Here is a 14,693-nt window from a genome sequence, read left to right as displayed (position 1 = left end):
TTAAAAAATCAAAAAACAATTTATGAAAAAGAATGTCTATTTACTTTCATTTTTAGCAATGTCATTATTCATCGCTTGCGACAAAAGTGATGATTCAAACGACAACCAGTCTACGAATAGCATTACGATTACTACAGACCAAGCCACTTTAAATCAAAGACTTGATTTAACAAACTCTGGAGTAGTTGCAATCGAGAACATTAATGCAACAGGAAAAATGGCAGCTGCAGCATCTACTACATTCCCATTAGTACAAATTGCAGAGGTAAAACCGCCGGTTGATGCAAATGGAAGAACTTTACAAGCCAGTCATGTTACAGTAAACGGAAATTATGCGTATGTTTCATACATTATGCGTGGCGATGCCTATTCGGGTGCAATTGATGTTATTGATGTTTCAGATCCTTACAAACCAAAATTAGTTACATCGGCTTTAATCCCTAATACTGATATTACCTCTCTTACATTCTCTGGTTCAAACTTAATTATTGGAGCTGCAAAAGATGTAGATAAAGACCCACTTTTAACTAATAACCCAGCTATTGCATTTAATATGGAATTAAGCTCAGGGCTTCTTACAGATAAATTAAAAACAAACTATTTAGAAAGCAGAGTTACCACAGATGTAGCATCTAATACTGCTAATTATTTTGCTGTAACAGGAGATAACGGAAGTTTATTTAAACTAAGCAGTTCTACTAAAGCCGTTACCGGAAAAGTAGCTGTAGCTGATTTACGCTCGATTGCTTTAACTAGCGATAAAATTGTTACTTTAAGTGGTACTAAGGGAGTTAATATATACAACCAAACAACGCTTGCCTTACAAAAAAGCTTTTCAACATCTACAGATGTAAGCGGCGCAAAAAGAACAATGGATATTGACGGAACAAAACTTTTTGTTTCTGAAGGAAAAAACGGTCTTGGTGTTTACGACATTAACAGCGGATCAAAATTGCAAACTCTCGGCATTCCAACTGCTGCAGAAGATAACGTAACAAATGCTGTTTCTTTTAATGATGGTTATGCTTTTGTTGCAAACGGAGCTTTAGGCCTTAATGTATATCAATCTGCAAATCAGCTTAATTTATTAGGTTCTGTAGGAATTGCAGGTTCTTCAAACTACGTAAAATCTAGTGGAAATTATATTTACGTAGCAAGCGGAACAGGTGGTTTAAAAATCATTAAAATGGAAAAACCAAGTACAGCTTTCGAAAGTTGTGCTGCTTACGGATTATATAATCAAGGAAGAGATTTGATTTTGAATTCAAATGAAATTAAATCTTATCAAGGAGCAACTGCTATCAATTCGGCTATTGTAAATTCTGGTGCTGTTTTAACACATTGTGGTTCTATAGCAGTTTTAAGCAATTTAACATTAAACAGTGGTGGGACATTTAACATGAGAGGAAGCATCTCGCAAGGTAAATACCAGCAAACAAACCCAACTGAACTTATTATCAATGACAAAGCAGTCATGAATGTTGAAGGTTCTGTTGTGATCTGGGGAGACTTACGATTAAATAGCGGTGCTACCATTAATTTCGTCAATAGTACTTCTTCTATCACTATTTACGGAAAAGTTACTAAGGGAACCAACGTAAAAATTACGGGAAGTTACGTAGATACCGAAAATAAATTAAAATAAAAGAGATTTTTAAATTTTCAATTTACTATAAAAGCCGTCAGTATTAAACTGACGGCTTTTTAGTTTTTACACCAAATTAGAACGAAAATTATCAAGCATTAACATTTCATTTAAATACTGTTCCGTAAAATAATTAGTATTTTTGAAGCTATTTCAAAAAAACAACTAACTATACCATGCGAAAAATACAGGTTCAATTTCTTCTTCTATTTTTTATAGGTTTTCAAACTTCATTTGCTCAGCAGCCGCAAAAACCAAACTCAGTCGAAATTTACAATCAAATTAAAAAACTAAACTTTTTAGGTTCTGTATTGTACGTTGCAGCTCACCCCGATGATGAAAATACCCGAATGATTTCATATTTAGCAAATGAAATGAATGCCAGAACCGGATATTTATCTTTAACCCGCGGTGATGGCGGACAAAACTTAATTGGTCCGCAACTCCGTGAATTATTAGGCGTTATTAGAACGCAGGAGCTAATTGAAGCTCGAAAAATTGACGGAGGAGAACAGTTTTTTTCAAGAGCAAATGATTTTGGTTTTTCTAAAAATCCAAGCGAAACTTTAGAAATCTGGGATAAAGATAAAGTACTTGCCGATGTCGTATGGACAATTAGAAAATTTCAGCCGGATATTATTATTAATAGATTCGATCATCGTTCGCCGGGAACTACGCACGGTCATCATACATCGTCAGCTATGTTAAGCGTGGAAAGTTTCAAATTAACAAACGATCCTAAAATTTATCCTGAACAATTAAAATACGTAACGCCTTGGCAGGTAAAACGTCAGTTTTTTAATCCTTCATGGTGGTTTTATGGAAGTCAGGAAAAATTCGACGCAGCTAATAAATCCAAATTCACCAAACTAGAAACAGGTGTTTATTACACTGGAATTGGAAAATCAAATCAGGAAATAGCCGCTTTAAGCCGCAGCCGCCACCAATCACAAGGATTTGGAAGCACAGGAGTTCGTGGTGAAGAAACTGAATATCTGGAATTAATCAATGGTGAAAAACCAGTCAATAAAGATGATTTATTTGACGGAATAGACACTTCATGGAATCGCGTAAAAAACGGAAAACCAATTGGAGATTTAATCAGCTCAATCATTTCAAAATACAATTTCAACAATCCATTTGCCAGCATACCTGATTTGGTAAAAGTATATGGAATGATCGAAGCTCTAGAAGACAGTCATTGGAAAACTACAAAAGCAGAAGCCGTTAAAAACATCATTGCTTCTTGCTCAGGATTATATCTTGAAGCAGTTGCAAGCGAGCAAGAAGCTACTCCAGGAAGTACCATCAAATTAAGTCTTGAAGCCATTAACAGATGTGCGGTTGATATGCAGTTAATAAGTGTTACAACACTTCCAGATAATAAAACAACAACCCAAAATGTAGCTTTGCGAAACAATAACGATCAAAAAATCAATCTTTCGTTACAACTTCCAAACAATATCGAATATACACAGCCATATTGGTTAAAAGAAAAAGCCAGTGTGGGAATGTATACTGTTTCTAATCAGGAAAACATTGGAATTCCTGACATTATAAGAGAAGTAAAAGTAATTTTTAATGTAAAAATAAACGGCGTCCAAATTCCTTTTGAACGTACCGTTGTATACAAATACAATGACGGCGTAAAAGGCGAAATGTATAATTTCCTTGATATCGTGCCAGAAGTTACAACTTCTATCTTAGAAAAAGTTTTAGTTTTTAGAGATCAGAAAAGCAAAATGATTCCAGTAAAAGTACGTGCTGGAAAAGACAATGTGCAAGGAAATTTACAATTAGAACTTCCTAAAAGCTGGAATATTTCTCCAAAACAAATTCCGTTTACATTAGATAGAAAAGGAACTGAGCAAATATTTTATTTTGAAGTAACACCTCCTTTAAATCCTGAAGAAGTTATTGCTAAAAGTGTGGCTGTGGTTGATAATAAACGTTTTGACAGAGATCAAACTATTATCGATTTTAGTCATATCACCAAACAAATGGTTTTAAAACCTGCAGAGTCAAAATGCATTAGAATTGACTTAAAAACTTCAGGCGATGCCATTGCCTATATTATGGGTGCTGGCGACGAAGTTCCTGAAAGTTTAATGCAGATGGGATATAAAGTTTCTATTTTGAAACCAGAAGAAATCACTCCTGAAAAACTAGATGCATTCAGCACTGTTATTACTGGAATTCGTGCTTACAATACTGTAAATGCTTTGGCTAACAAACAAAATATTCTATTCAATTTTGTGAAAAGCGGTAAAAACATGATCGTACAATACAATACATACGGTAAATTAGTAACCGATAAAATCGCGCCTTATCCATTAAAACTATCAAATGACCGCGTAACTGAAGAAAATGCTAAAATTACATTTCTAGCTCCAAATCATCCGGTTTTGAATACGCCAAACAAAATTACTTCAAAAGATTTTGAAGGATGGACACAGGAACAAGGCTTATATTACCCAGATGAATATGATGCCGCCTTCACTCCTATTATCTCATCGCACGATAAAGGAGAATCACCTAAAAATGGAGCCTTATTAGTCGCTCCATACGGAAAAGGATATTATATTTACACTGGTTTGAGTTTCTTCAGAGAATTACCGGAAGGAGTTTCTGGAGCCTATCGATTATTATCGAATATCATTTCGCTAAAGCAGCCGCTTGAAGCTCCAAAGCAAGATTTAAAGCAGTAAATTTTTAGAATATGCAGCCTAAAAAAACAAAAAAATGGAAAAAAAGCTACACCTATGTTCTCGTAGCTAATGCAATTTACATTGCTATTTTTGTCTTAATCATGCAATTATACTCATAACCTATGCAGCTATTTGACTGGATCGTACTTATTGTAACGCTATTATTTATTGTTGGTTATGGTTCTTGGAAAACCCGAGGCAGTAAAAATGTAGAAGATTTCATTTTAGGAAACAACGAAACACCTTGGTATACAGTTGGACTTTCTGTAATGGCCACGCAGGCCAGCGCCATTACCTTTCTATCTACGCCAGGACAAGCTTATCATGACGGAATGGGCTTTGTACAATTCTATTTTGGACTCCCAATTGCCATGATAATCATTTGTTATACGTTTATTCCTCTTTACCATAAAAATAAAATTTATACCGCTTATGAGTTTTTAGAAAAACGATTTGATGTAAAAACACGTTCCCTTGCTGCTATTTTATTCTTGGTGCAGAGAGGATTGGGAACTGGTCTTACAATCTATGCTCCGGCTATTATTTTATCGGCACTATTAGGTTGGAATTTAACCATAATGAACATTATAATTGGGGTTATGGTAATTATCTATACGTTTTCAGGAGGAACAAAAGCCGTTAACGTTACGCAAAAACAACAGATGTTTGTAATCATGTCTGGAATGTTTATTACCTTTTTTCTAATTCTACATTATCTTCCAAATGATATGACTTTTACAAGTGCACTGCACATTGCGGGTGCCAATGATAAAATGAATATCGTGAATTTCTCATTCGACCCAGAGGAAAAATATACTTTCTGGAGCGGAATTACCGGCGGATTCTTTCTAGCTCTTGCTTATTTTGGTACAGATCAATCTCAGGTGGGAAGGTATTTATCAGGAAAATCAGTGGCTGAAAGTCAGATGGGATTAATCATGAACGGGCTTTTAAAAGTACCAATGCAGTTTTTTATTCTTTTAACAGGAGTTATGGTATTTGTATTTTTTCAATTCAATCCGGTACCGCTAAACTTCAATCCAAACAATAAAATTGTAATCGAAAAATCTGCTTTTAAAGAAGAATACCATACTTTAGAAAAAAAATTAAGCAAACTTTCTGAAGACAAAAAAGTAATCAATCTATTGTATATCGATCAGTTGAATCAGGATTACGATAATCCTATTTTGCGTAAAGAACTGGTAACATTATCAAACAAAGAAAAAGATCTTCGTGATCGCGCTAAAGAAATCATTTCAAGAGCCGACAGTAATAGCGAAACCAATGATAAAGATTATGTTTTCTTCCATTTTATTCTGCATTATTTACCAAAAGGATTAATTGGTTTATTATTGGCTGTTATACTTTCTGCTGCCATGTCTTCAACTGCTTCTGGATTAAATGCTTTGGCTTCTACGACTGCAATTGATATTTACAAAAGAAATGTAAAAACCGAAAAATCAGAAAAGCACTATCTTAATGCTACTAAATTCTTTACCTTGTTTTGGGGAGTTATCGCTATTCTTTTTGCCTGCGTAGGAACTTTATTTGAAAACTTAATTCAGCTTGTTAATATCATTGGTTCTATCTTTTACGGAACCGTTTTAGGAATATTCCTGGTTGGATTTTACCTAAAAAGAGTTCAGGCAAAGCCAATGTTTATCAGTGCTATTATTAGCCAGCTGACCATTTTCGGAATCTATTATTACATGATTTACAGTCAGGAAAAATTAGGCTATTTATGGCTGAATTTCATTGGCGCAATTTTGACTATTGCATTATCGCTTCTATTACAGGTTTTATTCTTTAGAGGAAAATCAAATGATGATCAGGTAATTTTAGACTAATAAAATACAATCAATTCTAATACAAAATGCTCTTTATTAAGTTTGAAAACTTAAAAGAGCATTTTTAAAAACTACAAGTTTATAGTTCTATCACAAAATCTTTATCTTTGAGAAAGTTACTCTTAAAGAAAGCATTATGAAAGACTTAAAGAAATACAGTAATAAAACTAAAGCTGCTTTTGTTTTATTAGTTGTAATGCTTTTGATTCTGTTAGGAAACTTCAATACACTACAAAATTCCAAAAACGTAAACGAAAATATTAATGCTATTTACAAAGACCGTCTTGTTGTAGCACATTATATTTTTCAATATTCCAAACAGCTTCATTTTATAAAAGGCGAAGCTGAAAAATTAGATTTAAGCGACAATATTAAAAAAGACGAAATCATTCATACACTCAATATCATTCACAATATTGATGATTTGTACGCCAAAACTGTTTTAACAAATAAAGAAAAACAATACTTCGATACATTTTTAAGCGCCTGCAAAGAAATAAATCATCAAGTAGAAAATAAAAACTGGAATAAAATTGCCAGTTCAAGTGCCGAAGCTCTAAAAACTTTAGATGCTTTATCGCAGATTCAGATTGAAGAAGGCAAACTAAAACTGGCTGCAGCAAACAACATGTACAGCAAAAACAATAGTCTCGGACAGCTTCAAATCGCGCTTCTGATTATTCTTGGAGGTATTACTTTTTATCTCTTAATCAAAAAAATAAAGAAAACCATCAAAATTCCTGAACCACCTAGTTTGAATTAAAAATCTAGCATAAAAAAAATTCCAAAACCCGAAAGCTTTGGAATTTAGAAATTTTATATTGAAATTTTAAAACCTTATCTGCTCCATTCAGCGATACTGTCTTTATTCATTTTAACGTAATCTTGATTGTTTGCCGCTTCTGCAGCTGCTAAAGAAGCTTTTGCAGTTTCAACCGCACCTTTTTTATCTCCTTGTTTTGCCTGGATTAACGATTTAAGTCTTGAAACGTAATATGGTTTTTCAGCACTCATATCCAAAGCTTTATCAACGTATGTTCTTGCAGTTTCGATATTCCCATTTGACGAGAATAAATATTGAGCAGAAGCATAATAATCATTCCAAGTTGGACCAGACAATGTTTTTTCGATACTTGCTGTCGCTGTTTTTGCAGTTGGCACTTCAAATTTTAAAGCTACATGAGAGTTTTCCCAAGACATTTCTAAATATGCAAAATTAGGATCTAAACCGTTAATTCCGATTGTAAAAGTTTCAACCGGTGTTGGTAATGCATCTTCTTTTACAGTTGTTCTCAAAGCTACATAAGCATCACTCCAGTTTTCAGGTAATCCCCAATTATCAGTTGAAAGGTAAAAAATCACTTCCCAGCTTTCAATTTTAGGAATAGTATAAATTGAATATTTTCCTTTTTTAAGAGTTTTTCCGTCGATCACTACATCATCACTAAAATTAATGACCGTATTTTCATTAGCTCCCGTTCTCCAAAGTTTCCCAAACGGAACTAGATTCCCAAAAACAGCCCTTCCTCTGGCACCTGGTCTAGAATATGTAACTTCTACATCAGTTAATCCAACAGTTTGTTTTATATAAGCTTTTGGACTCGCCTGAGGCGTTCTAACCTGTGCTTCAGATGCAAAAGGAGCCACAAATATGGCTAATGCAATAAGTAATTTTTTCATTATTAGAGTTTATTTGTTTTTTTCAAATTTACAAATTCAATAAGGGAAAGAATGTTAAATTTTATATAATTCAAGGCTTTAACTGTGATATTTTTTGTGCATTTAATTCATTAAAATGACTGATTACAAGATCAGCTTCTGATAAATCCTGCAGGTTAGAATTTGCACTTCTGTAACCTACGCAATAAATTCCAGCACCTTTCGCCGCTTTTATACCGTTTGTACTGTCTTCTATGATGATGCATTCTTCTTTTGGGGCAATCGACAATGAAGCAGCGTGAATAAAGATCGCCGGATTTGGTTTTGACTGCGGAAAATCCTCTCCGCTCACAATATGTGAAAAATACTGATGAAGATTAAATCTTGTAAAAACACGTTCGATAGTAACTTTTGATGCCGAAGAAGCCAAAATCAGCTGCATACCATTTGCATACAAATCTTTAATTAATTCTTCAACTCCTTCCAATAGATATAAATCTTGTTTGGTATCGAAAGCATCGTTGAAAATATTTCTTTTTCTCTGAATTAAATCTTCAACCTCGTGCTCAATAACTGGGAAAAATCCTTTAAGAGTCTGGAAAGTATTTCGAGTTGATAATCCAGTAAATGAAGTATACATTTCTTCTGAAACATCAATATTTAACTCTGAAAATTGTTGGTAATAAGCATAACGATGAACGGGTTCTGTATCGACAATTACGCCGTCCATATCAAAAATTACTGTTTTAATCATTTTTTTTAAAAGGTGCTAAGGTTCTGAGGGGCAAAGGTTCAAAGGTTTTTCTACTGAGACTGAATACTGAGACTGAATACTGAGACTGAATACTGAGACTGAATACTGAGACTGAATACTGAGACTGAATACTGAGACTGAATACTGAGACTGAATACTAAGAAAAACTACTCTTCCTTTGCAATTAAATAACGAATAACCGTTTCAGCTGCGTGCAGACCAAATAATCCTGGCATATAACTATTGGTTCCGTAGAATGATTTTTTGAAGTTTTTACCGTCGGTTAACTTTAAGCTCTTTTCGTTTTGAATTTCCGAAGAAAAAACCACTTTCAATTTGTTGATTTTTACAGCTTTTAATCTTTTACGGATTGTTTTAGAAAAATAACAGTTGATTGTTTTAGAAATATCGGCCACTTTTACTTTAGAAGCAAGCATCTTTCCTCCTGCTCCCATACTGCTTATGATTTTAACTCTCTTGCGTTTTGCGGCTATAATTAAATTCAATTTTGGAGTGATACTGTCAATACAATCCAATACATAATCAAACTCTGGAGAAACGATTTCAAAAGCTCTTTCTGGAGATAAAAACTCTTTTACTCGAGTTAAATTTAATTCAGGATTAATATCCATTAAACGATCACCTACAATTTTAATTTTTGGTTCGCCAACTGTAGAATGAAGCGCTGGTAATTGTCTGTTAATATTTGTAATATCAACTACATCACCATCAACAATAGTCATATTTCCAACTCCTGCTCTCGCCAAAAATTCAGCAGCAAACGATCCTACGCCGCCTAATCCTACTACTAATACATTTGCATTACGCAAGTTTTCCAATCCTTCTTTTGTAAATAAAAGCTCAGCTCTTTCTGTCCACTCTGCCATATTTTATTTTTTGTTGTTTTTAGTTTTTATGTTTCAAGTTTGATGTTTAGGGTTGTCAGGCTGAACGAAGTCAAAGCATGATTTCTAAAACATCTCACTTCTTACTTCCTTTCAAATATATCTTTATAATTACTTGAAATAAGACTCTGTAATTCTTTTAACTCTAACTCTTTATATTCAGCTGCTAAATTATAGACATGTTCAATTCCTTCTTCAATTGTATCCGTTTCTAAAAAGAAACGATCACTAGGAACATTTTGAAAAACGCTTTTTAAATCTGGATTTCTCAATAAATATTTTCCAAATGAAATATAAAAACCTTCTTTAATAAGTTGTTCAGCCACTTGAATGTTTTTTGAAAAACCATGAATAATCAGTGGAACAGAAATATTCAATTTCTTTTTAACTGCAATTACTTCTTGGAATGCTGCCACACAATGAATTACAATTGGTTTCTTATATTTTTCGGCTAAAAGCAATTGTTTTTCAAAAACAGAAATTTGTTTGTCCAATGGCATTTCGATTCGTTTATCTAAACCGCATTCGCCTACTGCCAGACAATTTTTGTTTTGAAGTTTTTCTTCGATAATTTTCAACTCAAAATCAATTTGGCCGTCTTTTATATACCACGGATGAATTCCGATAGAATAAAATGGAATCGAAGCATCAAATTCCTGCGGATATTGATTGACCAATTCTAATATATTAGACTGATTTGTAAATTGATGAGTATGAAAATTAAAATATTCCATTAATGAAAAGTTTTCACACCCGCTTTAATTTCTACTTTTAAATCGTTCTCTAAAGGAACAAGCGGACAAGAATATTTATGATTATAAGCACAATACGGATTGTAAGCTTGATTAAAATCAACCGCAATTGTATTGCCTTTTGGAATTTTTAAGTCGATATATCTGCCGCCAATGTAACTTTCTTTTCCGCATGTTAAATCCGAAAAAGGCAGAAACAAATGATCTTTATATTCTTTTTGTTTAGAAAGCTCAATGTTTCTGTATACGTTCAACTGCATTTCTTTCCCTTCTAAAGTAAAAAACAATGTTCCGTACTTAATATATTGCGGAGTTCTTGCTCCTGTTGTTTTCATTTCGAAAACTTTTTCATTTTGAGCCTTTACGAATTTTGCATTCACAAAATACTTTCCATTAATCGGATAAAAATCTAAAGTTTTAAAGGTTTTCAGATCTTCTTCCATTAACGGACTTGTCTTAGCATCAGCATATTCAGAGTTAATCTGCTTTTGAAATTTTTCTGTTTCAGCACGGTTGAATTTCTTCTGACTAAAACCAAAACCAAAAGTCAGTAAACATATTAGGATTAAGCCTTTTTTCATCTTTGAAAATTTTCTGCAAAAATAGTTTAAAAGTAATAAAGCAGCAACCGTTCTAAGTTACAAAGTTTCCTAACTTTGTTGCAAATACAAGAATTATAATGCTAAAAACCGCTTTTAACCACTACATCAACAATTTTAGAGGATTTACTAGAGAAATTTGGATACTTACATTAATCACTTTTATAAATCGTGCAGGTACAATGGTACTGCCTTTTTTATCAAAATATTTAAAAGAAGATCTCCATTTTACTTATAATCAGGTTGGATGGATAATGGTTTCATTTGGTTTAGGTTCTATGCTGGGTTCATGGCTTGGTGGTAAACTTTCGGATAAAATCGGTTTTTATAAAATCATGATTTTCAGTTTGTTTACCAGCGGTGTCTCACTTTTCTTTGTACAATATATTACGACTTTCTGGGGACTTTGCATAGCTATGTTTGTCTTAATGACTATAGCTGATATGTTTAGACCAGCAATGTTTGTGTCGCTAGGTGCTTATGCCAAACCCGAAAACAGAACTCGTGCTTTAACACTGGTACGTCTTGCCGTAAACTTAGGTTTTGCTGCTGGTCCGGCTCTTGGCGGTATAATTATTATGGGAATGGGCTATTCAGGACTTTTTTGGGTTGATGGTGCTTCTTGTATTCTTTCGATATCTATTTTCGCTCTATTGGTAAAAGAAAAGAAAAAAGTAGAACACGATGATAAAGCCGAAAGCACATCTGATATAAAATCTGTTTTTCACGATACCATTTTTTGGGTTTTCTTATTTGTGAGTTTTATTACCGCGATTATTTTCTTTCAGCTGTTTACGACTTTACCTTTATATCATAGTGAACAATTTGGTTTGAGCGAATTCCAAACTGGATTATTAATGACCCTAAACGGGCTTTTAATATTTGCACTCGAAATGCCAACCGTTGGTTTTATGGAAAGAAAAGGATTTCCTAAAATCAGAATTATCATAATTGGATCTTTTATAATGGCTTTCAGTTATATATTACTCCTTATAAATATTTGGGCTGGAATACTTGTTATAGCTATGATTTGTATTTCGATTGGAGAAATTCTCACCTTTCCTTTTTCAAATGCTTTTGCCTTAAGTCGTGCTCCACGCGGACAAGAAGGCCGTTATATGGCTTTGTATACAATGAGTTTCAGTTTAGCACATATTGTAAGTTCTAAAGTCGGTTTTGAAATCATATCTGATTTTGGCTATCAAATTAACTGGCTATTTATGGCTTGTATTGGCTTCTTAGCAACTTGCTGCTGTCTTTGGATTAAGAAGGCCCTGCTTCTCGAAAAAAAGAAATAATTTTTCACCTTATATTAAAACACTATTATTCAAATCATTAACTTTGATTCTGAATACTTTCCGCATGCTTTTTTGTTTAGAAAAACTAAAAATTTAGTTAATAAACTATATTTGTAGTTGCGTAACTAAAAAAATAGTTGTACGTTTGAATTAAAATTAGAAAACATGCAAAAGTTAACCAACAAAGAAGAAGAAATAATGCACATTTTATGGAAGCTGAAAAAAGCTTTCGTAAAAGAAATTCAGGCAGAAATAACCGAAGATCAACCGCATTACAATACTCTTTCGACTATTGTTCGAAATCTGGAGGAAAAAGGTTTTGTGGCGCATAACGCATTTGGAAATACGCATCAATATTATCCAATTGTAACTTTAGAAGCCTACAGCAAAAAATATATGAAAACTGCAATTGATAATTATTTCAACAGTTCTTATAAAAATATGGTGTCCTTTTTTGCAAAAGAAGAAAAAATATCTGCAGATGAACTGCGTGAAATTTTAGAAATGATCGAAAATCCAAAAGATAAAAGATAAAAAATAATAATCCATGGAAGCACTTTATTTATATATCGCAAAATCGGCCGGTTTAGTTATACTATTTTACTGTGCTTATTATTTTTTACTCCGCAAAGAAACATTCTTTACTACAAACAGATGGTTTTTATTAACAGGTCTGATTACTTCGGCTGTTCTTCCTTTAGTATCTTATACCAAAGTAATTTGGATAAACGCCTCTCCTATTTCAAATTTAAATCCTCAAGAAATTCCGTTTCAACCTATAAAAAATGAAATCCATGAAATTAACTGGATTTACGTTATCTCTCTGATTTATGGAGTTGGATTTTTAATTCTCTTAATAAAATTTGCTTTGGATTTTTATAGTCTGCAATCCATTTTAAAAGGAAAGAAAATTCATCAGCAGGCAGACTTTAAATTTATTGATACTAACGAAAATATCGCTCCATTCTCGTATTTTGAATATATCGTATACAACTCATCAATGTATACCGATACTGAACTACAGAATATTATTGAACATGAAAAAGTACACAGCGATCAAAATCATACAATCGATGTTTTATTATCGCGTGCATTTTGTCTGCTCTTTTGGTTTAATCCAATCATCTGGATTTACAAAAAGGCAATTGTTCAGAATTTAGAATTCATTGCAGATAAAGAAGCAGCCAAGAAGTTAAGCGATAAAAAATCGTATCAATACACACTTTTAAAAATAACGACACACGAAAGCTGTGTTGCAATCACCAATCATTTTTATCAATCATTAATCAAAAAACGAATTGTCATGTTAAACAAAAATCAATCAAAAAAGAGAAATTCCTGGAAGTACTATGTTGTAATTCCAGCACTTGTAGCATTTGTTTTAGTTTTTCAAGTTGAAACTATTGCAAAAGAAAAACAGCAGATTGTACAATCAGGCAATGGAGAAATTAAATCTCTGGATGTGTACAAAATCAAAAAAACGTCTACTGATGCTGATTTAAAAGAAATCAAAGAGAAATTAAAATCAATTCACAACGTTGATTTTCAAGCTTCTGAAATTAAGCGTAATGCTCAAAATCAATTAATTTCTATTAAAATTGATATTAAAAACGGAAAACAAACTGCGCAGTCTATTCAGACTTCAGGAAATGAAGCTATTAAAGATTTTGGCATATTAGTTACAACAGATGAAAATGGAATCAAAAAAATTGGAATCCAAACTACTTCTGAACAAACAAATTCTTCTACAAAAACCGCTAAACAACTAAAAGTTGCTATCAGCAACGAACTAAAAAATAAAACTGAAACCAATGCTGACACTCATTCTTCTACTAGTACAAAAACTAATAATAATATTAGTACAAATATTAGCACTTTTGTAACAACTAATACAAATAGCAATGCTTCGACTAAAGTTGTAACCACCAATAATGGCTCTAATGTAACTGTTTATTCTTCAACCAATAAAACTCCTTTAGGATCACAGCTTATTATTATTGACGGTGAAGAAATGCCTGCCGGTTTTGATATCGAAGATATTGACAACGGTAAAGTTAAAAGTGTCAGTGTTTATAATGGTACAAATGCATTAGCCAAATTTGGTGACAAAGGCGCCAACGGAGTAATCGAAATCGAAACTCGCAAATAAAAACCAAAATGCAAAAACTAACCAACAAAGAAGAAGAAATCATGCATATTTTATGGAAGCTGAAAAAAGCTTTTGTAAAAGAAATTCAAGCAGAGATTTTAGAAGATCAGCCACATTACAATACTTTGTCAACCATTGTACGTAATTTGGAAGATAAAGGATATGTAGCACACAATGCTTTTGGAAACACACATCAATATTATCCTATTGTAAGCATTGAAGATTACAGAAAAGGTTTTATGAGCACGGCGATAGATAATTATTTTAACAGCTCTTATAAAAGTATGGTTTCGTTTTTTGCGAAAGAAGAAAAAATTTCTGCCGACGAATTACGAGAAATCTTAGAAATGATCGAAAATCCAAAAAAAGAAAAATAA

Annotated in this window: 13 protein-coding genes; 8 read left to right on the top strand and 5 right to left on the bottom strand. The window is 32.9% G+C overall.

The window, feature by feature from the left end:
• The first annotated feature begins 22 nt into the window (after nt 1-22).
• The 4 genes from P2W75_RS08005 (at nt 23) to P2W75_RS07990 (ending at nt 6,963) form a co-directional block, all read left to right on the top strand.
• Nucleotides 23-1,645, top strand: a complete 1,623-nt coding sequence (locus tag P2W75_RS08005; RefSeq protein WP_276379953.1) for a hypothetical protein — start codon at nt 23-25, stop codon at nt 1,643-1,645.
• Between the two features lie 176 nt (nt 1,646-1,821).
• The gene (locus tag P2W75_RS08000) at nt 1,822-4,353 is read left to right on the top strand and encodes a PIG-L family deacetylase (RefSeq protein WP_276379952.1); all 2,532 of its coding nucleotides are present in this window, start codon (nt 1,822-1,824) and stop codon (nt 4,351-4,353) included.
• A 122-nt stretch (nt 4,354-4,475) separates the two neighbouring features.
• Entirely contained in the window at nt 4,476-6,200 is a 1,725-nt protein-coding gene (locus tag P2W75_RS07995; RefSeq protein ID WP_207296192.1) for a sodium:solute symporter, read from the top strand.
• 136 nt (nt 6,201-6,336) lie between these two features.
• Nucleotides 6,337-6,963 carry an MCP four helix bundle domain-containing protein gene (locus P2W75_RS07990; protein WP_276379951.1) on the top strand — a complete coding sequence of 209 codons (627 nt, stop codon included), beginning with the start codon at nt 6,337-6,339 and terminating at the stop codon, nt 6,961-6,963.
• A 74-nt stretch (nt 6,964-7,037) separates the two neighbouring features.
• On the opposite strand, the gene P2W75_RS07985 is transcribed toward P2W75_RS07990, so the two are convergent.
• From P2W75_RS07985 to P2W75_RS07965, 5 genes are all read right to left on the bottom strand, one after another.
• The gene (locus tag P2W75_RS07985) at nt 7,038-7,880 is read right to left on the bottom strand and encodes a DUF2911 domain-containing protein (RefSeq protein ID WP_207296189.1); all 843 of its coding nucleotides are present in this window, start codon (nt 7,878-7,880) and stop codon (nt 7,038-7,040) included.
• Nucleotides 7,881-7,950: 70 nt separating this feature from the next.
• Complete coding sequence (locus tag P2W75_RS07980) at nt 7,951-8,613, bottom strand: HAD family phosphatase (protein WP_276379950.1); 663 nt, start codon at nt 8,611-8,613, stop codon at nt 7,951-7,953.
• Between the two features lie 167 nt (nt 8,614-8,780).
• Nucleotides 8,781-9,500 carry a ThiF family adenylyltransferase gene (locus P2W75_RS07975; RefSeq protein WP_207296187.1) on the bottom strand — a complete coding sequence of 240 codons (720 nt, stop codon included), beginning with the start codon at nt 9,498-9,500 and terminating at the stop codon, nt 8,781-8,783.
• A 101-nt stretch (nt 9,501-9,601) separates the two neighbouring features.
• Complete coding sequence (locus tag P2W75_RS07970; RefSeq protein WP_276379949.1) at nt 9,602-10,252, bottom strand: TatD family hydrolase; 651 nt, start codon at nt 10,250-10,252, stop codon at nt 9,602-9,604.
• On the bottom strand, nt 10,252-10,851 hold the full coding sequence (locus P2W75_RS07965) for a DUF1684 domain-containing protein (RefSeq protein WP_207296185.1): 600 nt from the start codon (nt 10,849-10,851) through the stop codon (nt 10,252-10,254). Before P2W75_RS07965 ends, P2W75_RS07970 begins: the two co-directional genes overlap by 1 nt.
• Nucleotides 10,852-10,949: 98 nt before the next feature.
• Between P2W75_RS07965 and P2W75_RS07960 the strand changes: the two genes are divergently transcribed.
• The 4 genes from P2W75_RS07960 to P2W75_RS07945 all read left to right on the top strand — a co-directional run bounded on the left by P2W75_RS07960 (nt 10,950) and on the right by P2W75_RS07945 (nt 14,693).
• Nucleotides 10,950-12,167, top strand: a complete 1,218-nt coding sequence (locus tag P2W75_RS07960; protein ID WP_276379948.1) for an MFS transporter — start codon at nt 10,950-10,952, stop codon at nt 12,165-12,167.
• Nucleotides 12,168-12,332: 165 nt separating this feature from the next.
• Nucleotides 12,333-12,701 (top strand): BlaI/MecI/CopY family transcriptional regulator, encoded by a 369-nt coding sequence (locus P2W75_RS07955; RefSeq protein WP_276379947.1) that lies wholly within the window; start codon nt 12,333-12,335, stop codon nt 12,699-12,701.
• Between the two features lie 13 nt (nt 12,702-12,714).
• Nucleotides 12,715-14,316, top strand: coding sequence for a M56 family metallopeptidase (locus P2W75_RS07950; RefSeq protein ID WP_276379946.1), 1,602 nt, complete (start codon nt 12,715-12,717; stop codon nt 14,314-14,316).
• An 8-nt stretch (nt 14,317-14,324) separates the two neighbouring features.
• The gene (locus tag P2W75_RS07945; protein WP_276379944.1) at nt 14,325-14,693 is read left to right on the top strand and encodes a BlaI/MecI/CopY family transcriptional regulator; all 369 of its coding nucleotides are present in this window, start codon (nt 14,325-14,327) and stop codon (nt 14,691-14,693) included.

This window comes from Flavobacterium sp. H4147, assembly GCF_029360735.1.
In the GTDB taxonomy this organism is placed as follows: Bacteria; Bacteroidota; Bacteroidia; order Flavobacteriales; family Flavobacteriaceae; genus Flavobacterium; species Flavobacterium endoglycinae.
The sequence above is the reverse complement of the archived record's forward strand: the minus strand, read 5'-3'. Positions and strand labels throughout refer to the sequence as shown.